21 protein-coding genes are annotated in these 23,478 nt (G+C 40.7%); 9 read left to right on the forward strand and 12 right to left on the reverse strand.

Annotation, left to right across the window (positions count from 1 at the left end):
* Positions 1–34: 34 nt before the first annotated feature.
* Positions 35–1,666 (reverse strand): methyl-accepting chemotaxis protein, encoded by a 1,632-nt coding sequence (locus tag MHO82_RS12735; protein ID WP_239184326.1) that lies wholly within the window; start codon positions 1,664–1,666, stop codon positions 35–37.
* Between the two features lie 548 nt (positions 1,667–2,214).
* Here MHO82_RS12735 and MHO82_RS12740 point away from each other — a divergent pair.
* From MHO82_RS12740 to MHO82_RS12760, 5 genes are all read left to right on the forward strand, one after another.
* The gene (locus MHO82_RS12740) at positions 2,215–3,036 is read left to right on the forward strand and encodes a phosphate ABC transporter substrate-binding protein (protein ID WP_239184327.1); all 822 of its coding nucleotides are present in this window, start codon (positions 2,215–2,217) and stop codon (positions 3,034–3,036) included.
* A 90-nt stretch (positions 3,037–3,126) separates the two neighbouring features.
* Positions 3,127–4,038, forward strand: a complete 912-nt coding sequence (pstC, locus tag MHO82_RS12745) for a phosphate ABC transporter permease subunit PstC (protein ID WP_239184328.1) — start codon at positions 3,127–3,129, stop codon at positions 4,036–4,038.
* A 4-nt stretch (positions 4,039–4,042) separates the two neighbouring features.
* The gene (gene pstA, locus MHO82_RS12750) at positions 4,043–4,885 is read left to right on the forward strand and encodes a phosphate ABC transporter permease PstA (protein ID WP_239184329.1); all 843 of its coding nucleotides are present in this window, start codon (positions 4,043–4,045) and stop codon (positions 4,883–4,885) included.
* Positions 4,886–4,909: 24 nt separating this feature from the next.
* Positions 4,910–5,659 (forward strand): phosphate ABC transporter ATP-binding protein PstB, encoded by a 750-nt coding sequence (gene pstB / locus MHO82_RS12755; protein ID WP_239184330.1) that lies wholly within the window; start codon positions 4,910–4,912, stop codon positions 5,657–5,659.
* 649 nt (positions 5,660–6,308) lie between these two features.
* Positions 6,309–7,334, forward strand: coding sequence for a hypothetical protein (locus MHO82_RS12760; RefSeq protein ID WP_239184331.1), 1,026 nt, complete (start codon positions 6,309–6,311; stop codon positions 7,332–7,334).
* 178 nt (positions 7,335–7,512) lie between these two features.
* Here MHO82_RS12760 and MHO82_RS12765 read toward each other — a convergent pair whose 3' ends face one another.
* Entirely contained in the window at positions 7,513–7,902 is a 390-nt protein-coding gene (locus tag MHO82_RS12765; protein ID WP_239184332.1) for a hypothetical protein, read from the reverse strand.
* 386 nt (positions 7,903–8,288) lie between these two features.
* On the opposite strand from MHO82_RS12765, the gene MHO82_RS12770 reads away from it, so the two are divergent.
* Positions 8,289–9,083 (forward strand): tyrosine-type recombinase/integrase, encoded by a 795-nt coding sequence (locus MHO82_RS12770; protein WP_343299967.1) that lies wholly within the window; start codon positions 8,289–8,291, stop codon positions 9,081–9,083.
* A 65-nt stretch (positions 9,084–9,148) separates the two neighbouring features.
* Here MHO82_RS12770 and MHO82_RS12775 read toward each other — a convergent pair whose 3' ends face one another.
* Complete coding sequence (locus MHO82_RS12775; protein ID WP_239184333.1) at positions 9,149–9,967, reverse strand: hypothetical protein; 819 nt, start codon at positions 9,965–9,967, stop codon at positions 9,149–9,151.
* Between the two features lie 115 nt (positions 9,968–10,082).
* The gene (locus MHO82_RS12780) at positions 10,083–10,466 is read right to left on the reverse strand and encodes a hypothetical protein (protein WP_239184334.1); all 384 of its coding nucleotides are present in this window, start codon (positions 10,464–10,466) and stop codon (positions 10,083–10,085) included.
* A 767-nt stretch (positions 10,467–11,233) separates the two neighbouring features.
* Here MHO82_RS12780 and MHO82_RS12785 point away from each other — a divergent pair.
* Together MHO82_RS12785 and MHO82_RS12790 are read left to right on the forward strand one after the other, a co-directional pair.
* A complete protein-coding gene (locus MHO82_RS12785; protein ID WP_239184335.1) occupies positions 11,234–12,391 on the forward strand; it encodes an NHL repeat-containing protein in 1,158 nt (385 codons plus the stop codon).
* A gap of 90 nt (positions 12,392–12,481) precedes the next feature.
* Positions 12,482–12,727 carry a hypothetical protein gene (locus tag MHO82_RS12790; RefSeq protein ID WP_239184336.1) on the forward strand — a complete coding sequence of 82 codons (246 nt, stop codon included), beginning with the start codon at positions 12,482–12,484 and terminating at the stop codon, positions 12,725–12,727.
* Positions 12,728–13,040: 313 nt separating this feature from the next.
* On the opposite strand, the gene MHO82_RS12795 is transcribed toward MHO82_RS12790, so the two are convergent.
* Positions 13,041–13,730: a putative adhesin gene (locus tag MHO82_RS12795; RefSeq protein WP_239184337.1), complete on the reverse strand. Its 690-nt coding sequence runs from the start codon at positions 13,728–13,730 to the stop codon at positions 13,041–13,043.
* Between the two features lie 602 nt (positions 13,731–14,332).
* Here MHO82_RS12795 and MHO82_RS12800 point away from each other — a divergent pair.
* On the forward strand, positions 14,333–15,397 hold the full coding sequence (locus tag MHO82_RS12800; RefSeq protein ID WP_239184338.1) for a putative phage abortive infection protein: 1,065 nt from the start codon (positions 14,333–14,335) through the stop codon (positions 15,395–15,397).
* 114 nt (positions 15,398–15,511) lie between these two features.
* On the opposite strand, the gene MHO82_RS12805 is transcribed toward MHO82_RS12800, so the two are convergent.
* The 7 genes from MHO82_RS12805 to MHO82_RS12835 all read right to left on the reverse strand — a co-directional run bounded on the left by MHO82_RS12805 (position 15,512) and on the right by MHO82_RS12835 (position 23,477).
* Positions 15,512–15,985 carry a nuclear transport factor 2 family protein gene (locus MHO82_RS12805; RefSeq protein ID WP_239184339.1) on the reverse strand — a complete coding sequence of 158 codons (474 nt, stop codon included), beginning with the start codon at positions 15,983–15,985 and terminating at the stop codon, positions 15,512–15,514.
* A gap of 391 nt (positions 15,986–16,376) precedes the next feature.
* On the reverse strand, positions 16,377–16,574 hold the full coding sequence (locus MHO82_RS12810) for a hypothetical protein (protein ID WP_239184340.1): 198 nt from the start codon (positions 16,572–16,574) through the stop codon (positions 16,377–16,379).
* Position 16,575: 1 nt separating this feature from the next.
* Entirely contained in the window at positions 16,576–18,207 is a 1,632-nt protein-coding gene (locus MHO82_RS12815; protein ID WP_239184341.1) for a hypothetical protein, read from the reverse strand.
* The gene (locus MHO82_RS12820; protein ID WP_239184342.1) at positions 18,198–18,752 is read right to left on the reverse strand and encodes a hypothetical protein; all 555 of its coding nucleotides are present in this window, start codon (positions 18,750–18,752) and stop codon (positions 18,198–18,200) included. Before MHO82_RS12820 ends, MHO82_RS12815 begins: the two co-directional genes overlap by 10 nt.
* Positions 18,749–19,642, reverse strand: coding sequence for a hypothetical protein (locus tag MHO82_RS12825; protein WP_239184343.1), 894 nt, complete (start codon positions 19,640–19,642; stop codon positions 18,749–18,751). Before MHO82_RS12825 ends, MHO82_RS12820 begins: the two co-directional genes overlap by 4 nt.
* On the reverse strand, positions 19,639–20,241 hold the full coding sequence (locus MHO82_RS12830; protein WP_239184344.1) for a hypothetical protein: 603 nt from the start codon (positions 20,239–20,241) through the stop codon (positions 19,639–19,641). Before MHO82_RS12830 ends, MHO82_RS12825 begins: the two co-directional genes overlap by 4 nt.
* Positions 20,241–23,477 carry a phage tail protein gene (locus MHO82_RS12835; protein ID WP_239184345.1) on the reverse strand — a complete coding sequence of 1,079 codons (3,237 nt, stop codon included), beginning with the start codon at positions 23,475–23,477 and terminating at the stop codon, positions 20,241–20,243. The genes MHO82_RS12830 and MHO82_RS12835 overlap by 1 nt, the downstream gene beginning before the upstream one ends.
* Between the last annotated feature and the right edge of the window lies 1 nt (position 23,478).

Raw genomic sequence — 23,478 nt, forward strand, 5'->3', positions numbered from 1 at the left:
ATAATGAGCGCTACAAGTTAAAAATAAGAGTGACTTACAGTTTAAAGTAAGCTAACTGCTGCTTTTGCTGCTCAGCGAGTGTCGATAATTCTTGGCTAGCCGCTGCACTCTGCGTAATGCCCGTTACGTTTTGGCTTACAATTTCATGAATATTCGTAATATTACGGTTAATATCTTGAGTCACTTGGCTCTGCTCTTCTGCTGCTGTAGCCACTTGAGTATTCAAAGCGGTAATATCACCCACCGATTCCGTAATACCATTTAGAGCTTCATTCACTTGTGCCGCCATCTCTTGGCTCTGTTCAAGCATTTGCAAACTTGACTGCATACTTTCATTCGCCATACCCGACTGTGACTGAAGTTCCTCAATGATCACTTGAATCTCTTCAGTCGACTCCTGAGTGCGTGCCGCAAGCATGCGTACTTCATCAGCCACCACAGCAAAACCACGACCGCTTTCGCCCGCACGAGCAGCTTCAATCGCTGCGTTTAAAGCAAGTAAGTTCGTTTGTTCAGAAATACTCTGAATCACTTCAATCACTTTACCGATTTGCTCGGATTGCTCTTTCAAACCACCAACAACGTCCGCAGCATTACTTAACTGGCTCGACATTTTTTCACTGGCTTGATTACTTTCTTTAAACAGTTTTAAGCCGTGTAATGCCATTTCATCCGTTTGATGAGCGGTTGTGTCTGCGCTCACCGCACTGCTATTAACATTATCTGCCGTGCTTGAAAGCTGATTCACCGCAGACGCAACTTGTTCAATTTCTTGTTTCTCTTGATCTGAGTTAACCGTTGCCTGCACCATCACTGCCGCTAATTCTGTAGAAGCGGAAGCAACATCTTCACTACTACGAACCAATGAGTCGACCGTGGTTCGTAACTGCCCAACAGTCGTGTTAATGTCGCGACTTAAAGCAGTCAGTTCATTATTGCCTTCTTCTTCAACGCGAACGCTCAATTCGCCTTTCGCGACTTGCTGCATCGCTGCTTGTAATCTTGCTACTGGGCTAACAATAACGCCTGCTAACCACCACGCAAGTAATAGCGCAACCACTAGTAATGCAAAAATAGAGTAAATGGCCATGTTTAACACATCATTATGCGAAGCCACTTCTTTATCGATTTTCGCTTTTACCAATACATTTAATTTGTTTTGTAACTGTTCAATAGCCTGAATCATGTCTACACCCGCAGCACGGTATAGAGCCGATGCCGCTGTGTATTCTTGTTCATTCCATGTGCCATCGTGTCTTTGCTTAAATAATGGGATCATGGTGTTGTGGCTGTAACTGATGTAATGGTTCATGGCACGAGACATTTCGTCCACTTCGCGCTCTAAGCCTTCCACTTTTCTTAGCCCCATCAAAATCTGTTCGTTGAGACGTTTACCTTTATCAAGTGCAGCAGGTAATTTCTTAACATCATCAGATTCATAAATACTGTAGATGGCACTAATGCGCATGCCATAAATATTATTAATTAAAGAGGCAAGCTGATCTTTATTCACGCTAACTTCATGCGTTGCATCAGACATTTCACCCATCGCTTCTTCTAAACCATTACGTTCAAGAATAAGACCGATAGACACAAACAACGCCAAAAATAAAACAGGTACAATCACCTGCACTTTAATGGATAAACCATTAAGGAGCTTACGCATTTAGAAACCTCATATAACACTCTACACGTCTGAAACTAAAGAAAAATAATCTACAAACTTTATTTTAATATAAATATCATTATCTACGTTTGTTGGATTAATTGATAGTATTAACTGCAACTTATTCTCACTCAAACATTAACGGCTATAACCTTTTTTAAAAACAGATCACATAAATAAGTGGTCGCATTTCACAACTATTCACATAGCTCGCTTTCTAATCAGGTAGATACAAAGTGTGATTTATATATTTTTTCTATATTTGTATTTTTATAAGCAATCATTGGATGAAATAAGATTAACATTTGCTTACAAATTAACCACCAAACATACACTTTGACTTAATATGAAATATTTTGACTTATCTTTGAATGGCCTACAAATAAAGGGCTCAGCTCTTTTTAGCATCGTAATTTTGCAATATAGAGAGAATTAACAATGTCATAGAGTGTTCAAGTTTCTGAAACACAAATGTCATATAACTCTCCTAAAGTTGGCAGCGTCTTAGTTAAACACAACGGCAATAAAGCCAACTTAAGGATATCGAGATGAAGAAAACAGTTATTGGTGCATTAGCAATTCTAAGCGCACTAGCAGTTAACACAGCATCAGCAAAAGAAACCATTTCTGTTGTCGGTTCAAACACTGTAACTGTATTAATGGAAGTGTATTCAGAAGTTTATAACAAGAAAAACCCAGACGTATTCATCGAAGTTCAAGGGCCAGGTTCTTCTGCGGGCATTAAAGCGGCAAAGAATGGTTCTGCGGACCTAGGTATGGCTTCTCGCTCTCTAAAAGACTCAGAAAAAGAGCCAACCTTGAAAGAAGTGGTTATCGCTCGTGACGGTATCGCAGTTGTCGTAAACAACAACAACTCAGTAAAAGATCTAACTAAAGAACAAATCAGCAAAATCTACAAAGGCGAAATCAACAACTGGAGCCAAGTTGGCGGCGAAAACAAGCCAATCGTTGTAGTAACTCGTGATACGGCCTCTGGTACTCGTGGTGCATTCGAAGACATCATGAAACTGAAAAAGAAAATTGCTGGTAAAAAAGTATCTGCGATTTCACAACGTGCGCAAGTGGCTAACGGCAACGGCGCAATCAAAACTATCGTAGCAAGCAACCCACTTGCTATCGGTTACATCTCTTTAGGTACGGTTGATAACAGCCTAAAAGCATTGGATGTAAATGGCGTTCCAGCAAGTGTGGCGAACGTGAAAGCTGGTAAATACGAAGTGGCTCGCCCGTTCCTAATCCTTTACCGCGATGGCAAACCATCAACAGCAACAGAAGGCTTCCTAAGCTGGATGACATCTAACGAAGGTCAAGCAATCGTAGAGAAGAAAGGCTACATCTCTGTTAACTAATCCAACTATTAACCTTTGCTCGGAGCTGTCATGGCTCCGAGATTTTTAAATCCATATCAGAAAACTCTTCTGTATATTGGAGTGAGTATTATGACCATCGCAACTCAGCAAGAGTCCGTAGTAGCAACTACCTCTCTGAAAAGAAAAGCAAACATTGATTGGAAAGAAAAATTCTTTCACATCTTATTTCTTACGAGTGCCGTTTTTGGCGTTCTTTCTCTAGCAACCATTGGCTACTTCATCATTGCAGAAAGTATCCCTGCATTCCAAGAAGCTGGCGTAAGCGGCATTGTTTTTGGTGTTGATTGGCTACCACCAGCCCTTTATGGTGTCTTCACCATGATCGTAGCGTCCATTGCTTCCACAGCCGGAGCAGTCGCATTAGGTGTGCCAGTTGGTGTTCTAACTGCGGTTTTCATTGCAGAAATCGCCCCTAAATGGCTTGCCAATATTATTCGCCCAGCAGTGGAGCTGTTAGCCGGTATCCCCTCTGTTGTTTACGGTTTCTTTGGCTTAGTCATTATCGTGCCATTGATCCAAACTACTTTTAATGTTCCTGCTGGTAACACGCTTTTAGCCGGTATTATTGTTTTAGCGGTAATGATCCTTCCAACGGTAATCACCGTTTCAGAAACCTCATTACGCGCCGTACCAAGAACATACAAAGAAGGCTCTTTAGCTCTTGGTGCTTCCCCTATCTTCACTATTTTTAAATTACTGATCCCGGCTGCTCGTTCGGGTATCATGACAGGTGTTATTTTAGGTATCGCACGCGCTCTTGGTGAAACCATGGCCATCATAATGGTAATGGGTAACGCATCGGCCATGCCAGAAGGACTGCTTGATTCAGCTCGTACACTAACGGCAAACATCGCCCTTGAAATGTCTTACGCAAGTGGTGTTCACGCCAACGCTCTATACGCTACTGGCGTTATTCTTCTGGTATTCATAATGGTTCTAAATGGTGCTCTTCTTTATCTAAACCGTGAGCGCGCGAGGTAATATCATGTCACGTCAAATGCAAGATAACATCGCCAAAGCATTCATTTGGCTAGCTGCAAGCTTCACGGTAGGCTTCTTATTCTGGATTGTTTGGTACATTCTTTCTAACGGTCTGCGTTTTGTAGATTGGGAATTTGTATCGACTCTTTATACACGTACAGGTGAAGAGCACGGTATTTTACCGATGATCATCTCTACGATTTATATGGTTCTGGCTTCTATTGCTATTGCAGCACCCGTTGGGATCATGACCGCTATCTACCTAACCGAATACGCTCAGGTAGGTAGCAAACTAGTAAAAGTGATTCGTTTTTGTACGGAATCATTAGCGGGTATTCCATCGATTATCTTTGGTTTATTCGGTATGACTTTCTTTGTTGGTGTTCTGGGCTTAGGTTTCTCTATCCTGTCTGGTGCATTAACACTGAGTATCCTAATTCTTCCAGTCATCATTCGTACGACAGAAGAAGCATTAATGGCCGTTCCCCACGCTTTCCGTGAAGGTTCATATGGCTTAGGTGCTTCTAAAATCTACACCATTTGGCGTTTAATCTTGCCAAGTGCAATGCCTGGAATTATCACGTCGATCATCCTTAGTACTGGTCGTGTTATTGGTGAATCTGCCCCGGTGTTCTTAACCGCTGGTATGGTTGCGCGCATTCCTGAGTCTCTATTAGATTCTGGCCGTACCCTAACCGTTCACCTTTATAAGTTGACTACTGAGCTCTACACACAAGATGAATGGAACCAAGCCTACGCAACGGCCACCGTTTTGATTGTGCTGGTGCTTGTACTCAACATGATCACCAAACTGATTGCGAAAAAATTCAATACTGCAACTTACTAATTGACCAGATTTTAGGATACGACCATGAACAAATTTAACATTGACAACCTGAACCTTTTCTACGGCGAAAACCAAGCCCTGAAGAACATCTGCTTACCTATTCCGGCTCGCCAAGTAACCGCATTAATCGGCCCTTCAGGTTGTGGTAAGTCCACCCTGCTTCGTTGCTTAAACCGCATGAACGATTTAATCGAAGGTGTAAAGATCGACGGCGGTTTAACCATGGATAACGAAGACGTTTACGGCAACATTGACGTTGCCAACCTTCGCATCAAAGTCGGTATGGTTTTCCAAAAGCCGAACCCATTCCCAATGAGCATTTATGAAAATGTGGCGTACGGCCTTCGCGCTCAAGGGGTAAAAGACAAGAAAAAACTGGATGATGTGGTAGAGAAATCCCTGCGCGGTGCAGCACTGTGGGATGAAGTAAAAGATCGCTTAAAATCACACGCATTTGGTTTATCTGGTGGTCAGCAGCAACGTTTGTGTATTGCCCGCACCATTGCTATGAAGCCAGACGTGATCTTGATGGATGAACCAACCTCTGCCCTTGATCCAATTGCAACCAACAAAATTGAAGATCTGATGGAGTCTCTGAAAAAAGAGTACACCATTGTTATCGTAACCCACTCAATGCAGCAAGCACGCCGCATTTCAGACCGCACTGCCTTCTTCTTAATGGGAGAATTGGTTGAGCACGACGACACACACGCCATTTTCAGCAACCCACAAGATGATCGTACTCGTGGCTACGTAAATGGTGACTTTGGCTAAATATTTACTGGCTTATATCGAATAATAATAGCGATGGTACTACTTGCCCCTAATTACTAGGGGCTTTTTTTCATTTAATATCAATAACTAAAAAAGAAAAACAACGAAATTAAGTAACTCAAGGGCCGATAGCTTTTACATAACGAAGAAGTGTTCAAAAAATGAGACTGACAAATTCCGTTTTATGAGACTTTGGTCTTAGGTGTTAATTACACATATGAAACGATATGCATAAAAGGTATCATTATTACCAATTCCTAAAACCCTAACCTTTGTATTTGCCGATGAGCTGGCCGCCCATCGGCGTTTTTTTATATAGAGAACTGGAATATCTTCCCCATATAAAAAAGGCGACAAGAATAATCTAATCGCCATCAAATAAAAACACTAAAAATAATACAGTTTTCCAATGTTGCTATTGAGCAACTCCAAAGCTTTTTTTACTTGATTACTTAATGCCATAATTAACTCCTTTAACCTATGCTATATCTCGTTAAAAGCCTGAATTCGCGGTATAGCTCCTCTGTTCTGTATGCCACTGTAATTGAATGCAATATTTTCCTGTGAATTAATCTTTTATCGACTAAGGTAAAGTGTCTCTTGGTTGTTAAAACTAGCGCCGAGTTAATTGAAAAGGAAGATATTGATTATGGACATTAAAAAATATACTGGTGTTATACCTGGTTGGCAGGGAGGATTTGAACAATCAAATCCTGATTTTGCATATCCGAATCCAAACCTAACCTCATTGCCGATGTTGGACAATATGGCGAATATTGATCTGCTCCAACGTCAACAAGCGGTGAAGTGGCCAGAGTTCAGTTGGGAGACGGAGAAAGACAGTCAAAACCCTAAACGCTGTTTTCAGATGTTCGCCCCCGATATATCCAGACTTGGATACACAGATACAGGTAGAGTTTATTCCATTATCTGCCCTCAACAGGGGATCTGTTCACCATCATTGGGGACCTTAAATGTTGAGGTAACAGTGACTGGTCAGCGAGGTTGGGTTGATGAGACAGATCGTGAACTCGCAGCAGATATGAGTGTGGTTGGCAAAATTTGGTTTAGCCCAAGTGCAATGCAAAAGCCCATTGTTAAGTTATTATGGTCTCATTTTGAAAAGAGTAAACAACCTTTTCCTTTTGAGAAGTCTAAAGCGATTGTCGTTTATACCCACAAAGTTGATCAAGCTGATGAGCCTATATTCCCTCTGTTAAGCGGTGAAAGTACCGGATTCGATGTTCCTGATTTTGCTAAACATCCACAAGCATGGAGCGTGGGACATTTAGGTGTAAAGATTGGGGGGCCCATAAAGACCGGGTACCCGGTGGTTGATGAGTTTAACAAGCTTATTATGGATGTGTTTAATTTAGGTTCAGGTAATATGCTGCAAGTGGGTAATGTGCTGACTTGGAATGTTTGGTTTACTGAACCTGAGCTGGTAGATACTGAAGAGTGGAGAAGCCACGCCCAAAGGTGGCGTGAATCTATCGATGCGGATCATGGTTCTCCAGATGGGCCTGGAACCGAAGCTAAATATTTTGATGGTACCCCGTTTAAACCTAATTTCGATCTTATTAAAGAGCTAGAGAAGGGAAAAATAGGTGACTTCCTAGCTCACTTGGAGGGGGATATAAAAGAGGGTATAAGCGAGTGCCTAAAAGATATCTAGTCTGTTTTGTTGGCATAGCGTTTAAAAACTAATGGTGAATAGCCCGATACTCTCCAGTTAGGTTTGTATTATCACGCCACCCTCTCTGGTGGCGTGACTTTCAATTATTGTCCAGCTAGATCAACTAGGTCTTTATCCGTGTATACAGAACAAACAAAGACAGAAAAATCAGATTAAACTATGACTCCATCGATGACCGAGGCCAAGGAAAAACGTCAGATGAGATCGTTTGTGCATCTACACTACATTTAGTATCGGATAATAAAACCTCTACCTTATTTGTAGAAGAGTGGACTCTTATGCCAGTAATCCAGTCTTCAAGCTGAATTTTCCCAATACCCTCTATCGGGGAAATCACCAACAAAACGAACCCTGATGGAGCTGTAGCGATAAAGTCGAAATCAAGAATCCCATCTTGTGGTTGATCTACATATGTCCAAGGAATAAGCTTACCACCTGACCAGCCGCTTGAGTTGACCTTCCCTACCCCATGAACTATAAGCTGAGCAGGATGGCTTTTATTGATATGAAAGCAAACACTGTCTACGGAATAAATTTTAGCACTCACAAATTTTCTCCTAACATAATAATAAAGCGACATATTCAGTTAAATCCCAACACCCCACCACCACCTAAATAACAAAATAAACAATAAAGACTTATACAAAGTAAAGCACAGTTTTTTTGACAGTGGTGTCAATTTTTTATTCCTAAAATGTTCTAGCTTATAACTACTTCAAACCCTGTTTTTCTACCTAATTGAAAAACCTTGCATTACGTTGAATACAAACTAGAGTGCACTGTATATAAAAACAGTTAAAATATTTTTATGTCAGTGAGAAAACAGCAAGATGGAAGCTGGATGTGTGAGTGTTATCCTCACGGTCGTAGTGGTAAACGGGTTAGAAAGAAGTTCCCAACGAAAGGCAAAGCTACCTCATCGAACGCCATATCATGCAGGAAGTGGCCGATAAGCCCTGGCTAGCAGAAAAAGAAGACAAACGTCGCTTATCTGAATTAGTCGACCTTTGGTATGAGCACCACGGTAAAACCATCAAAACAGGTGAAATGTACTATAGGCGTTTACTCTACATTGCTGAAATGATGGGGAACCCTATCGCGGCAAAATGCAGTAGCCGGGACTTTACTCGCTACCGAGTATCCCGAACCAATGCTGTCACAAAAAGTGAAAAAAGCTTATCCCCTAAAACTCAGAATTTAGAGTTAACACTGCTTAAATCTGTCTTTAATGAGCTTATTCGTTTAAAAGAGTGGCGCTTACCTAACCCATTTGGCGATATTAGAAAAATCAATGTCACTGAAAATGAGCTTTCTTTTCTCACTTCAGAGCAAATTAAAGAGATGTTTACCTTTATGGCTCAAACCCAAAATGGCGATGAAGTTGTGAAGGTTTTAAAAATTTGCTTAGCCACTGGTGCGCGAATTATGGAAGCAGCCAATTTGAAAGGCTCACAGCTTTCTAAGTACAAAATCACTTTTACCCAAACCAAAGGGAAGAAGAACCGTACTGTTCCTATCTTCTCCGAGCTTTATCACGAGTTATACCAACAAGACAGTGGCCCACTTTTTACCCTCAGCTATATACAAATTTATACTCGCATTAAAAACTGCTTTCCTGATCTGCCTGCTAGGCAAGCCACCCATGTTTTACGCCACACGTTCGCCAGCCACTTTGCACCCGATCATCTGCAAGATGCCGTTACGAAAAACCCTTTAAATTCGTTATAACTGAAACCTATTGCTGCTTAGCCTATTTGCTAAGCAGCAATACACCTGAATTACACACTCACGTTTTATTTAAACAAACCTAACGTGTGGGCTCTTAATTGTTTCTCAATACCAACATGCGCCTCTACAGTGCTCGAAGAGCCATTAGGCCATACTTTAACTTCTTTTTTCGCAGTATGACCTACAAGCTCAGGATTGCTCAGTAAATTAACGTACATATCTACCATTACGAAATATGTCACTCCATCTTTAACCATAGAAGGTGCATAATCAAAGGAAAAAGAGCCGCTACCAGATCCTTTAGATGAAACAGAAATTAATTCACCAAACGAAACCATAGTCTTATCTGTTATGGTAAAACCCACACCAAAATCAGCTTTATCGGCAGAACTTAACCTATAAGAGTAATCAACCGTAAAAGTTGTTAGCTCACCTTCAATCGCTTCTTTTGGTGAATAATAGGTAATTTCTATTGCATCACCATCACAAGAATCAGGAATAGTATCTTGCTTTGTAAGTACTACAGCTCCTGACGGCCATGCATATCCTGGCGGTAAAACGCTATCTAAATCGTAGGAAAGCACTAACTGTGTTCCTTCCTTTTTAAGCTCCAGAGTACTTGAAAAAGAGCCCCCCTCCACCAAGGTAGATAACTTATTCCCAGCTAATTTATAAGAAGCTCCTTCTTCAGCAGTATAGCCATCATTAAGTGAACAAGTGCGTAATAACACAACACCCGGCTCTTTAATCTCTAAGTAAGAGTCACTTTTTTCTTCATACCAGAGCCCTGTAAAATTGTCGTCTTGTTTTTTTTCTGAGCTTGTACCTGACTCACCATTACAAGCTGCTAAAAGTAATAAACAAAGCAATGACAACATTCTCATTTTTAATTTCGACCTTAGCTAAATATTTAGATATAAAAGAAAAAAGCACCAACCACGTGGCGCTTTAAATATATTTGGAAAAGTTGCTCTATATTTAAGCGAGCATTTAGACTATTTATTGTGCTGTATGCCTAACCCATACATAACTACCAAATAGCGTTAACGGTATTAATGTAATAAGACCAATCACATCGAACCACACTGGCTCATAGATAGGAAACATTAACGAAAATGCCATTCCTATCAATGAAAGTACCAATGCATTTTTGTATGGGGCTTCTTTGCCATATTTAGCAGAGATATAACCAGTTAAGACACAAGTAAAACTACTAACAACTGAGATAAAAATAAGGAAATCGGTTTGGAACCATAAAGCATCAATAGCCCCAGGGGACATCGACTCTGCAAAGAAGAATATAGAACCGATGCCTACGATGACAGATAAAACTATCCCGATGACTAGGGCTATAATGATTCCTTTAATATTGATATCTTTCATCTTATAAATCTTTCCGAACAGGCGTAGAACAAAAACAACATGCGTTATTTTTTACAACAATGGCTATGTAATATTCATATTTATGATAACACAACACATATGAATAACTTCATTATAAAAGTGCCATTTTTATAAAAAAGTAATCAATATCAATTGTATAAAAAACAACCTAAAAATAGTTCATTTGTACAAGCGCCTAGAAAAGAGATGGCGACAAAGTGGCGGCAGAGGTGAACAACATAGCTCTAAATGGTTGAATATGGCACAAACATAGTAATTAGTAAGTTATTGACTTAAAAATAAATCATTGATTATATTAAAAAATTCAAACCAATACCGGAATAACGATGGTACTACTTGCCCCTAATTACTAGGGGCTTTTTTCATTTGATATCAATGACTAAAAAAGAAAAACAACGAAATTAAGTAACTCAAGGGCCGATAGCTTTTACATAACGAAGAAGTGTTCAAAAAATGATACTGATAGATTCCGTTTTATGAGACTTTAGTCTTAGGTGTTAATCACACATATGATACATGAAGCATAGTTAGTATCATTCTTACCAATTCCTAAAACCCTAACCTTTGTATTTGCCGATGAGCTGGCCGCCCATCGGCGTTTTTTATATAGAAAGAAAATATCTCTCCCAAAAATCCACCTGCTACATAAGCTAATATATTAGAGCTACTCTTGAAGAAACTACCTAACTTTTACTCCACAGGTCGCTTCAATAGTTACTGTCTTAGCAACCATAAAGGTGAGCGATGTGAGAGGTTTATACTTATTTATGACATGTGCCTGCTGTTTAGTCGGCTGTAATGGCTCAGCCAATGACACTTCCTCTTCAAGTAATAGTCAATGGAACGTCAAAGTAACTAAAATTGGGAATTCAGAGATCACGTCAATTTTAGGCTTTAAAGGGCCCTACGGACTAACACTATCTGATGATGCAAAACTCTATGTTCCTGATATAAGAGACGGTAAAGTTATCCGGTTTTCTGATTTATTTGAAGCAGAGTCTTGGCTAGGTTATTCATTGGAAGCTCAAAAATCCGGTTGGTTCGATGAATCTTATTCCGTTGATATTTCCAATAAAGAATCTTTAAAAGGAGCCCATTCCGTTACATTTAATTCACGAGGACAAATTATCATTGCCGATTTCTTTAACAAAACAGTAAATTTATACGATTCATCAGGCAAGTTCCTCTCTTTTATTAATTCATCTCCTTCAGATACATCATTAAAATTTGAAGGCCCTGCCAATGCTCATATAGACCAAAATGGAAATTTATGGGTTTCAGACTGGACCTCTCACCGTGTTTATAAGTTTGATTCTGACTTTAATTTCATTGGATGGCTAGGTGCAACTGCCACTGGCTCTACAAATGGTTTTGTTCAAACAGGGAAAGCTATCAGTAGTAATAATCTCGGCGGCTTTAATAAGCCACATATGATAAAAGTCGATAGTGAGGGTTTTTTATATGTAGTTGAAACAGGAAATCACAGAGTACAAAAATTTACACCTCTTGGAGAATCTCTTGGTTGGATTGGGGCGAAACAATCTGGTGGGATCACAAGTCATTTTGAAGTGACTGGCAGTCCCATTAGCTCTCCTGCTCTTGGCGGATTTAATCAACCCGTCTCGCTTAGTATTTTTAATAATGAAAAGCTAATTATTGCAGATAACGGAAATAACAGAGTCCAATCATTTGATTTAAATGGTAAGTTCATTGGTTGGGTTGGAGGTAGTAATTCTGATGTTTTTTTCAACTGGACTAAAGTAAATACTTCACCTGTCGGCGGTAAAGCAACAGGATATTTACTTGCCCCTTTTGAAGCGATACAAGTTGAGAATAGACTATATATTGCAGATGGGCATAATAATAGAGTTCAAATATATAAGGTAGATCCTGAATTCAGATAATAAATGTAATATTCATAGGTAAACCGTGAAGAAAGGCCAATCGTTAACAGTGGTGTGCTTTATCATCGCCAAAACCAAAGCGGAATTACTATGATTTATCTGCAGCTGACCAAAAGTCAAAGATATCACATTTCAGTACCTTTTGCTGAAAGTTACTCACAAGAAAAAATAGCTGATAAAGTAGGTGTTCATCGTCCAACTATTTCTTGTGAGCCAAAGCTTCTTGTGAGCCAAAGCGGAATACAGATGGCAAACGTTATGAACCAGCTCAGGCTCATAACAATGCTCTTAAAAGGCGAACTCAAACGGCATGGGGTATTGCACTTGGTAGTTTAATTCACGATTTCAATATTTGGTAAAAATCGCAGCTGCAAACACTACGTAGACTATAAAATACTAGGTAGTATAAAACCAGAAATCAAAAAATAATGGTTAATCAATACTAAGCCCTTTGAGAATGCATGTATATCAAAGATCCGATTCTCTATCACGTTTTTATAATAGACTCCCATTAAAAAATCGGTGACTGGAATGATTCAGTCACCGATTAATAAAAAATTAGGTCCTATGTGGCATATAAATGCTGCAGAAATATATCGAGTTCATGTCTAGCGAATTCTGGCTGTTTCAGAAACCCGATATAAGTTGGTCAAGTAACCGGTACAGCGTCAGAATAATCACCACCAACAGGTAACATCGAAATTAGTGAGCTCATTACTGTGTTACGACAAAATAGACAATCGATAATATCAAACTGGTAACCATTTTCTTGAAGTGTATCAATCACCCATTTTAAATTGACACCACCATGAGGCATTCTATTTCTTATCGTCAAAATACATGAAGGTTCGACAGATAGTGTATCCATGGCTTGCTTTATCAACATCGTTTTCATTCCGTCAGGAATATCAGCCCCTAACTTTTCCAAATCAGCAAGTGCTTTTGCTCCCTCTGAAGCATAGTCATGTTTCACCATGTCATTGATGCTATCGTAAGTCTCATTATTTTTATTATGACTGGAATTTTGTGCGCTATTTGTATACTTACTCAGAGAGTAATTGTAACACGAACGTCCCCTTATAATTGTTTCTTTAGGAGTGGCATGGCCTCGATAGAACTTTTTTAACCCAGGGTCTTCGACACTATTTTTGTCATCTGAATAGAAATTTAGGATCCCATCGTAATTTAAAATAAACTTGCTACCCGTCGCTCTTATGCCGTGCGCGGTTATTATCAGTCGCTTCGGATGTCTTCCTGGTGGTGTCCACAAATAAGCCTTACCACCCAAATCAATACATTCGAAATTTCCATTTTCTATTTGTGATTTTGATTGAAACATATCAGCCTTTACTTTTTGTTTTATAACATCTTTAAGTAAGGGTTTAGAAATATCTATCCCCGTGTGCAAGCTAGGGAGTAAAATTGCTCCCCAAAAGTCGTATTTTTAGCAGTCATCACCTAACCTTTATAAAGCACGTATCACAATTTAACTCCGCACTTTGCTAATAGCTCCTTGATATCACGGTAGTTAAGCTTGTAAGCTACGTACCAGCGAGCCAATATAAAAACAGTGGCACAAAGAAATTGTTTTTTGGCAAAGTAAAGTGTAATTTATTGCGCTCAAAGCCAGATAAAATTACAAACTAAATAACGAGTATGTCCCTCCTCTAGATGAAACGCAACACTTAGTCATCTCATATTCGCTAAGTATCCCACTTTCAAGTGATATATTTATTCATAACCTTAATACGGTATAAAAGACAAAGTGTTTCGTTTCATATAGTTAATGATGCTTTAAATACCATGCTGTTGCCCATTTATTTCTGCAACTATAACACCGTCACATTTAATCAATCGTGAAGAGAAAGACAACTTCTGTGAGACATTCCATTGATATAGAAGTAAAATTCACCTCACAAATACTAACGGATTCAATAGTAGGTGAATAAATTGCAAGCAGGAAAAACAACAAAGAATATAACTCAGAAGCTAAAATATGCCGGTGTTCCATTTTTTCTCATCTTTTTAGCATTAGTTGCGAATGAAGCTTATGACCTATTTAATACGGCGGTAGAAATAAATAGTGATAGCTGGGATGTAGAAACATTTAATAATTTCGGCAGTTATTTTGGTGGCACATTTGGCACTATATTGAACTCATTCTCCGTCTTCTTTTTATTATTAGCTCTTTATTACCAAGTAAAACAAACTCGTATTTCTACACACGAATTAGCTCAAGCAAGTGAGCAAATGAAGCGCTCTGCAGATGCTCAAGCAAAAGCAGAAAAAGCGCTTAACCAACAAGCGCTAGAAAATACCTTCTTTAATTTATTGAACTTACACAATGAAATTATTCAATCGTTAGAATATACATACCAGCCTCAAAAACAATCTCGGTTCTTACGCAATCAAGAACCGATGAGTGTGAATGGCAGAGCCGTATTCCCCCAAATTATTTCGTCGTTAGCACCTGAGGGGGCCTTAGCTACAGAAGTAACAGCGAACTATCAGGCGCTACAAACTGAACAGAATCATATTCTTGGGCATTACTTTAGGAACTTGTATCAGATCATAACGTACATTGATGAGTATCCACACATTGAAGACAACACCAAAGAAAGGTACATGAAGCTACTACGTGGGCAGCTATCTAGCTCAGAACTCATCTTGTTATATTTAAATTGCATCGATTTATCAGTAGATGGTGGGGAATTCAGAGGGCTTGTTATTAAGTATTCACTGCTTCAAGCTCTTCCTTTCAAAAACTATGGTGTAAATTCAGCGTTCGATGAATATAGGAAATCATTGGCAAATGAACCCATTATCCCTGGTATCAAAGGCGCTTTTGATCTGTATCTAGGCGACTTGGCTAAGTATATTTATTTTGATAAATACAACCATGTTGTGATATCAGCATTTGGTGATAACCGCAGTTTCAAACAATACGCAGCTTATAAAGTACTTGATGGTATAGACTCGAAAGATAAACAATATATTGATAAATAAAGATTAATTAAAACCAAGCTCTTTGAGAATGTATTTATAACAAGTTTCTAATGAAAAATTTGGCGACAGAAGAAATTCAGTCGCCAATTAATAAAAATTAAAAATATTATGGTGTTACATTTTCATTTCTGAATATATTACACCTTCAGTCAACAGAAGCTTCCCGTTGATCAGCTCCACTGTAAAGTTCTCTTTTGATTCAGATGTGATAGCTCTGCCTTGTACAGTCATTGATTCGCGACTATTGGACTTTACCATTGCTTTATTATTTCCTAAAAGAGTCACAGCTAAATCGGTAGTTGTGTACGTATAACCACTATACACATCTAAGTTTTGCTTCATTGCTTCTAAATATTCTTGTTTGTTTATTGTCAGAGTATTTGTTGTGCCATGAAAGCTCACATGTGCCGTAATTTCCACATCATCACTTAATAAAGCCCCAACAGCATCAACGTCTAACGCCAACGCCGAGCTTTCAAACTTAGTAGCAAAGTCTCTCACTTGCTTTTCTGTTAACTCTGCTGCGTGTCCGGTAAAAGAGACAATAAGACAGAAAGCCATAATAAATGAACGTAATGCAGTAACCATAATTAGCCTAATTTAAATTTATATACTTCAACAAATAAATAGGGAATTCTATTTAATTCGCGGATGCTACAGGAAACAAGTCCATTAATCCAGATTGACTCCAACAGCCAAAGCATCACCAGAGTAAATGCAACAAGTGTATTAAAATCCCCAAGGATGCATGACAAAGTGATAGGTACCACTCCTTAATAGTTAATATATCAATAAGTTGTGTAACCCCACCGCTTTATACTACTCCGCGCATCAACTGCCTTTTATTGAAAATAAAATGAAAGGATATTCTCCTTTATGATAACAACTAAAAATGGCGATAAAATATTTAGTGTATTTTAAATTGATCTAGCCAATAAGCTGGACTGAAGAGTACAGCTCATCGGCGTTTTTTTGTTTACTATAAAATACTGTAACTTCCAGCGGAGCTTCCGCTGGCAACAACCACTTGGCCATTTTGAGTGATTTCATCAACCACCGCATTCGCGACAGCAATGGCAATAATACTGGCTCTCGCATGTTCGCCATCTAACACAATACCTTGCGCTTTAAGTTCAGCTTCAATTTTAGATTTTAACGAGTCTTTATTCAGTGCCATATTATTTCCCTGCAAATACGGTGGTTGAACCATCCACGTGTGGCTTTCCTGTAAACGGGCAAATGCTCTCACAGGTAATCACGCCAGTACCGCCATTAAGCTTAATGGTGTCAGCATCCTCTGTGATATTTTGAGCTTGGATAATTCTGTCTTTGGTAATGGTGATTTGCTGCTGCCCCCCTACTGTTAGCGTGTCGTTTTGCTCGATAGTATGAATCCGATCTTTCAGCACGGTGACTTGATCATTTAAACCAATCACCATATCCCGCAGTTGGCCGATAACTTGAACATAATCCCCTGCGGTTACTTGGTGCATGTTACCCAATGAGCCTAGTGCTAAATCATCTCCCGCCATCACCTCGAAGCTGCCTAAGGTTTCTGTTAATTTCTGCCCTGCAATGTGTTCTTTACTATGCTGGCTAACCTGAATTTCATGGCTACCAAACTCCCCTACGTAGCGATCGATATCATCAAGCTGCTCAAATGCCTGAACATGCCTTTGCTGATCGGTCATTTGGGTGTGATTACCTGCGGCATCGGTTTTGCTCAACACTTCCGCCCGTTGTTGGATTAGCTGTTCATCTGGTTCCGTATTTGGTAATGACCACCCTTCCCCAAAAACAGTACGAATAAAAGGCTTATCACTACGGCCATAAGCAAAAGCAATTTCCACAATACTGCCTTCTTTGGGTGTCGCAAACAGCCCTTGCTCCGCTCCGCCACTTACAACAGGCAAAGGCACTGCGCGGTATAACGGTACAAGCTCATCAACGTGGCCATCTTCATTCAGTAGCTGAACATCCACCGTATAACGTGGCCGAAAAGGGTTGTTTTCATGGCCCGCTTCGCTTTCATCAGCCACAGCGATGACTTTTCCAAATGAAGGTAGATGATGCCCTGCGGCTAACTCTGGATATAAATAATTAAGCCTACGTTTTTCCGTTTCTTCACCCGATTGCCAATAGAGCGTCATGCTGTCTTTTTCAAACATCACCTCGGTAATGCGATGGCCATTAACAAGCGTACCTGGGCGAACAGAAGGCATGACACTTAGCATCATGCTTTGGCCTCCTAAATGCTGTGACGCTAATTTATTATCTATAGACACGGGGCGATCAACCCATCGACTGTCACAAAAACTGCCGATGAAGATTTGCCCATTGGTTTGTTGATACCAGCAAAAATTAGGAATATTAAACGCCCGCCCTAAATGATTGAGCAACTGATAGCCGGTTCCCTGAGACGTAAAATTAGGAATACGTGTTGTCATGTATTCTGCCTGCTCTGGGTAAACAAACGTTAGCCCTGTATCAAAGCTGAGCTGTTCTAATACTTCTGATGCCGTTGGGTGCTGAATGCTTAATGGCCATCGCACTGCCAGCAACCCAGAGCGCTCTCTCGCAATAATACGACTATGGCCATTTTCAGCAGGTTGAGACTTAGTCACAAAGCCATCAAAATAACGATGGTACTTTCCCTCATAACCAATGTGTAATTCAACAAGCTGATTTTTTGTCACTTCTCCTTCAACCACGAAAGTCGCACGGCCACCAGCAGACAATTCGAGTACTACCTGCTCAAAAGACAAATTACGAACTTCGCCATCAATGAACAGTCGTTTGTTTAGCCGCATGTCAATGCCTCCTCCGTCCGCTTGAGCGCTTCTTCAAACTTAGTTTGCTGCTTGGTTTCTTCACTATTCGTCACAGCAGCATGCGCTTTAGGCTCAGCAGGTGTGGTATTTTCAGTGGTTTCCGTTTGCTCATCGCCCTGTTTTTCATCTTCTCGCTGCTCTTTCACTTCCGAAACCGACAAATACTCCCGCAACTGAAAACTGACCTTCCACGCCATGAGGCTTTCTTGCTCATCTGCCGTCACTCGGCCCACAAAACGCACTTGTCGTATCGTCATCGCTTGCGCAAGCTCGTTACCAATTCGGTAGATTTTTCGCTTACACTCTTCTTTCTGACGAGAAAGCACCATTAAACGTTTGAGCACACTTGGTTGTTTAAAAGGGATTAGGCCACTGACCGTTAACATCATGCCTTTATCACCTTGTTCACTACCATTCGTGCCCGAGCTTTGACCGCTCATATCTTGCTCTTTTAGCTCCATCGCTAAATTGATACGAGGCGATTTCATTGGGATGATTTCACCATCCAGAGCCAGTATTGTCATGCAAATACCTCCGATAAAAACGTAAGTGGCTGATCACTAATAAATAAGGTCGCAAACGTAAAGTTATTTGCACGATCTGGCGGCTGAGATTGCTTTAGCGCTGTTGCCAGAACATCTGCACTCCCCTCCGCTTCAAATTTAAATAACTCAGCATTACTGTGCTTTAAATCATTAATGGCTTGCTGCCACTGCGCTAATTGCTGACCACGCTTTTGTGCCAGTAGCTTTAGCTTCGTCACAGGTGTTTGTTTATCCGACGCGAGGCTTTCTAGCTGCGCGAGCTGCCCCCCTTGCCAAAAAAGAGCATCACGCAATGGCTGCTGATTTATGTTTGCTGTGGGTTTAAACCTTGGTTGAACAATACAGTTTGGCTTAGTGAACTTATCGGTTTGTAAGCTTTGCTCACGCTCTAATCTTCTGACTACCATTCCGAGTTCAGGAATATTCACCGCGTTAAACAATGCCCTACTCGCCAGAACAAAATCCGCCAGTGAACTTTTCGCTAACATCCACCCGACCATGTATAAATCACCATTGGGTTTATGTTTATCGTTCGAGTCCAAAAGTTTATTACTTAACACTTCTATTGCGTTTTCGGGGGATAAATGATGGCCAGCTTCAGCCTGGCTCCCAACTTGAAATTGATAAGGATGAACCGATAATACTTGCCCCCGACACAACAAACTTTCCAGCTGTTCTCGCAACACTAACAGTGATTCTGACTCTTGACTTAACGAGTGGCGATTAAAACCGACTTTGCCAGATACTTTTTCTAATCGCGTTGTAGATTCAGTGGTAATTGTTGGAATTTGCTTGGTTACCGATTCACTTTGCTCTTGTATGGCCTGCGTACAGGCAGGCCATTGGTACGATGCTGATTGCCAACTCATGTAGCTAACCCTGATAATGTAGGCCGCTCTCCAAATGGAAAGCCTTCACACTGTGGGTAGTCGCTCAGCAACTTTCTGTCTTTCAGCAAATTTAAAAAGGCGTCTTCACTGTTAATAGGTGAAGTTCTCAGCTCAGCAGGGTAATTCTTATCTTTTTCGTATTGATCAATACGGCTTAAGACCTTAAGAAGCTCTGCGTCTCGCCATGCTGTTTCTTGTACTGACTTAACGGGTAGCTCACGCTCTTTGTCGTATTGCCATTGCTGTTTTTTAACACACCAAGAATCAAACTCTTTTGGCTGCTGTAAAGTATGGGTAGTTGGTAGCTCCCCAAACTCTTCAATAGTATAGTTATCTTCATGCTCACGACTTTTTGCGTACGCCACTTGCCCGCGGCTATCACTTAATGCTTGCCATTTTCCGTCACGAAACACCGCCGTTTGATTATCTAGTAATTCAGGCAGCTCGTCTGTTGTACTTTGTGCTGGTAACCCAAAATTGGCTACGATTAATAACGACTGAGAAGATAAATACACTCCTTCGTGATCAAAGTGGTGAACGGTTAGTGTTCGATCTGTATCTGAAAATTTAAACGTCATTATGCTGCTCTCACTATGTACATAAAGGCAATATTACGGGGACGAGTTTCAGTGCCACCTTCTTCGCCGGTTTTAACATTACTATTACCTGAAGAACCATTAATGCCCCACACATAAGATCCACCAGACCTCTCGTTGTACCATCGTCGATTAATCGCATGACTATGAGTTTTAAACTCATCAGCCTGCTCAGACATAATATCGCGTCCTGGATCTACACCTCGCTTGTTATCCCAACCTCGAATAAACTCACCACGTAAGTTTGGTAAATACCCACTCGGATACACTTTAGCTAGCTCAGGGTACGCAGATTTAACAAATGAATTTCCACTACATTCAACAAAACCTTCTGGAGGTATCTCGTGAGGCCAAGGTAATGGCACGCCAACTGGGCAAGCTTTCGCTAAATCATCTGTATAAGCAAATGATTTCCAGCCCCCCCAACTGGTCTCACTAGTTGCAATACGATGCTTTACCCTATCGCCCGTGTACGCAATTTGTTCCTGACGATGGGCGTGTGCATAACTCAGCCATTTGGCAATTGTATGAACTGCGTTCCACGGGTCTCCCCCTGCCCCTGTGTCATCTCTGTTCTGAAAATCCCAGCTAACATATCTATCGGGATAATAGTTTGGTAATCGACTTACTCCACGAGTGTCTTCAATAAGCACCTGCTTTGAACTCAGAATGGTATCGTATTTTGTTAACGCGCCTTCTATATCACTGACCTTTGGAGGGTGTTTATCAGTAAAGACCTGAGTCCAATTTTCTTCAAAACCCACAAGGTCACGCGCTGATTTAATCCACATGCCTCCATTTCTATAATTAAATCGTATTTGAGCTGCAGGCGTTGAACCTCCACCTTTAAATTGGGCGACTAATGAGCCAGCACCAGGGTAGGTTCCTGTATAAACACCTGTGTTAGAAGTCCAAGGAACATTGTCTACGTCGTAACTAGCCATAGGGCCACTGGCTTTCACATAACGTGAAGATAGCTTTTGATTCTGTTCATACATATCACCTGATGTCCAAATGTGATCACCAATCGCTGATTTTGTCTTCCCTGCACTGCAAAAAATGGCATGATGCCCTGATATTTTTTTTGCTTCAGGGTCGGGGTTATTACTGTGGGCCCAACCTATACCGTAGAAGTTATGTAGGCGCACACCATCAGCGGACATTGTATAGCGTGTTGAACCATCTGAACTGAGCCCCATGCTAAACACATTTTGAAAACGTTCAGAATGATAAAGGCCAACAACTCCTAACCCGTGATTATTTACGGTGAGGTTTTGGTGCAGGTTAACCTCACCGTTGAATTGCTGATTTCTTTCGTTAACGACAGTTTCTACGGCTGAAAATGATGGAATCACAGTTTTTGGCAGATCCTCAAAAAGGTAGCACTGGCTTATACCTGGCGGGTTCGCACCTACAGGCATAAATGCTGTGGTAAGCTTAACTGCACATCGATTGTAATTAGTTTGCTCCACAAAAATAGAGACATATTTATTGTTGCCACTAACCGTAACCGGATCACTAACAGTAAGCTTCTCTTTATTCGCTTGCCCGAAAGCTTCCACAAGCTCAACTACAGCATGTGATTGACCATAACCCCATTTGACAATGTATTTTTGATATCCGCCATGGGTGTAGTGAGTATTAAACAACTCAACAATAATAATGTTATTAGAAGCCCAATTAGCTGTATCTATCGTAAATCGACCGATCTCATAACGTTGATTTTCATTTGCTGACTGTGTCCCTGCCCATACTCGGGTATGCAAGCCTCCTTCCGACTTTTTCATGAAGTCAGAAGAATCTAGCCCATCCAACTTATCCGAATCGGCAGCTTTACCTTGTATTGGCAGATACTTACTCGATAGTGTTTCACCATTTTCATACAAGGTTTTGCCATGAACAGTATTAAATGGCCAACTTGATGTACCAAGGCTTGAAGCACCACCAGCAGCATAAGGCAATAAACCATGAGACGTGGTTCGAATCCAGTTTACCGTGTCACCCGCCACTCCCATGCCTTCCAAGCCATTGGCGTAGTGCGCTTGTATGTAATCAGAACCATCTCGGCCATCCAATTTATCTGAATCAGCAGCTTTGGCGGTTTTGTCTAACTTTTCAGCCAGTTTTGAATCTACTTGGGGCTGCTTGTAATACGTATCATCATGGTGGTGTGATGTGCCAGATTTTGTAGCCAACCCTTCTTTTAACGCTTTTTCAGTGACGGCCAAGTCCGTGCGAGAACCCGTATGGCTGTTGCTTAGCAGGTTTGACAAAGAGCGCCACAGTTGTGGTAATTTCACATGCTTTTTCTGATCTGATTTACCATCAATTTCCGCATCAGTGGCTGCATTTTCAATGCGCTCATATTCTGCAAAGCCTTCAATAGATCGGCAATCAACCACTGAGCCATCGGCTTTAATTTCTGCAATTTTCGTCACAAAGTGTGGATAGCCATCGTCCCCAATATGATCGGTTAATTCGTCAGCACTGACTTTAAACGAAAATACAGTGTGCCATTGGCTGGTTAGCTCACCCTGCCAGCTAGCATCCAGATAAACGTGCTGACCTTTGACGGCATTATCAAGCGTTACATTTTTTTCCAATGCACAACGTAAACCACCTACATAGCCACGGCCCGCTTTTGCAATGTATTGCTCACCCGACTTTTCAACTTGAAAGCCATCGGCTAAAAAAGCGCTGTGCCCGTATACATCTTCATTGGCTAAACGGGCGGATTCATCCATTCCGGACAAACGAGCGGTAAAGTCAATTTGCCAAGTAGACGCATCAACCGTGATACCTGTTGCTTGCTGCGCACCTTCATAACTCATTAAAATTGAACGAGTTACAGAGTTACCATTTTGTACCCCAACGACCGATTTAAACTTTTGAATCGTCGGAATATGAAGAATGGCCGCCAGTACGCCACTTTCTTTATTACGCAAGCCAACCCAGTTGAAGTCAAAATCTCCCACCCGGGTGTCCATAATTAGTGAATACACCACCGCATTTGGGTTCACAAACCCATTTTGACTGACCTCAGCGGTGTACACGATCTGCTCTTGTGGTGGCAGTGCTTCGTTACGATCAATCGGCTGACTTGGATCTTGATTTGGTACTAACGCCAGAACGAATTCGTTTAGTTCCACAGGGGTGGACGTGGCTTCTTGTTGTGCCTTGTAGGTCTCAAAAGCTAAAGTAATGATACTCTGTGCCATG

The sequence above is a fragment of the Vibrio sp. Of7-15 genome (assembly GCF_022347565.1).
GTDB lineage: Bacteria > Pseudomonadota > Gammaproteobacteria > Enterobacterales > Vibrionaceae > NORP241.

What these genes read in the sequence shown, in the direction of transcription:
- MHO82_RS12735 (WP_239184326.1), bottom strand. Translation starts at nt 1,666, where the DNA reads ATGCGTAAGCTCCTTAATGGTTTATCCATTAAAGTGCAGGTGATTGTA.
- MHO82_RS12740 (WP_239184327.1), top strand. Translation starts at nt 2,215, where the DNA reads ATGAAGAAAACAGTTATTGGTGCATTAGCAATTCTAAGCGCACTAGCA.
- pstC (WP_239184328.1), top strand. Translation starts at nt 3,127, where the DNA reads ATGACCATCGCAACTCAGCAAGAGTCCGTAGTAGCAACTACCTCTCTG.
- pstA (WP_239184329.1), top strand. Translation starts at nt 4,043, where the DNA reads ATGTCACGTCAAATGCAAGATAACATCGCCAAAGCATTCATTTGGCTA.
- pstB (WP_239184330.1), top strand. Translation starts at nt 4,910, where the DNA reads ATGAACAAATTTAACATTGACAACCTGAACCTTTTCTACGGCGAAAAC.
- MHO82_RS12760 (WP_239184331.1), top strand. Translation starts at nt 6,309, where the DNA reads ATGGACATTAAAAAATATACTGGTGTTATACCTGGTTGGCAGGGAGGA.
- MHO82_RS12770 (WP_343299967.1), top strand. Translation starts at nt 8,289, where the DNA reads ATGCAGGAAGTGGCCGATAAGCCCTGGCTAGCAGAAAAAGAAGACAAA.
- MHO82_RS12775 (WP_239184333.1), bottom strand. Translation starts at nt 9,967, where the DNA reads ATGAGAATGTTGTCATTGCTTTGTTTATTACTTTTAGCAGCTTGTAAT.
- MHO82_RS12780 (WP_239184334.1), bottom strand. Translation starts at nt 10,466, where the DNA reads ATGAAAGATATCAATATTAAAGGAATCATTATAGCCCTAGTCATCGGG.
- MHO82_RS12790 (WP_239184336.1), top strand. Translation starts at nt 12,482, where the DNA reads ATGATTTATCTGCAGCTGACCAAAAGTCAAAGATATCACATTTCAGTA.
- MHO82_RS12795 (WP_239184337.1), bottom strand. Translation starts at nt 13,730, where the DNA reads ATGTTTCAATCAAAATCACAAATAGAAAATGGAAATTTCGAATGTATT.
- MHO82_RS12805 (WP_239184339.1), bottom strand. Translation starts at nt 15,985, where the DNA reads ATGGTTACTGCATTACGTTCATTTATTATGGCTTTCTGTCTTATTGTC.
- MHO82_RS12810 (WP_239184340.1), bottom strand. Translation starts at nt 16,574, where the DNA reads ATGGCACTGAATAAAGACTCGTTAAAATCTAAAATTGAAGCTGAACTT.
- MHO82_RS12815 (WP_239184341.1), bottom strand. Translation starts at nt 18,207, where the DNA reads ATGCGGCTAAACAAACGACTGTTCATTGATGGCGAAGTTCGTAATTTG.
- MHO82_RS12820 (WP_239184342.1), bottom strand. Translation starts at nt 18,752, where the DNA reads ATGACAATACTGGCTCTGGATGGTGAAATCATCCCAATGAAATCGCCT.
- MHO82_RS12825 (WP_239184343.1), bottom strand. Translation starts at nt 19,642, where the DNA reads ATGAGTTGGCAATCAGCATCGTACCAATGGCCTGCCTGTACGCAGGCC.
- MHO82_RS12830 (WP_239184344.1), bottom strand. Translation starts at nt 20,241, where the DNA reads ATGACGTTTAAATTTTCAGATACAGATCGAACACTAACCGTTCACCAC.
- MHO82_RS12835 (WP_239184345.1), bottom strand. Translation starts at nt 23,477, where the DNA reads ATGGCACAGAGTATCATTACTTTAGCTTTTGAGACCTACAAGGCACAA.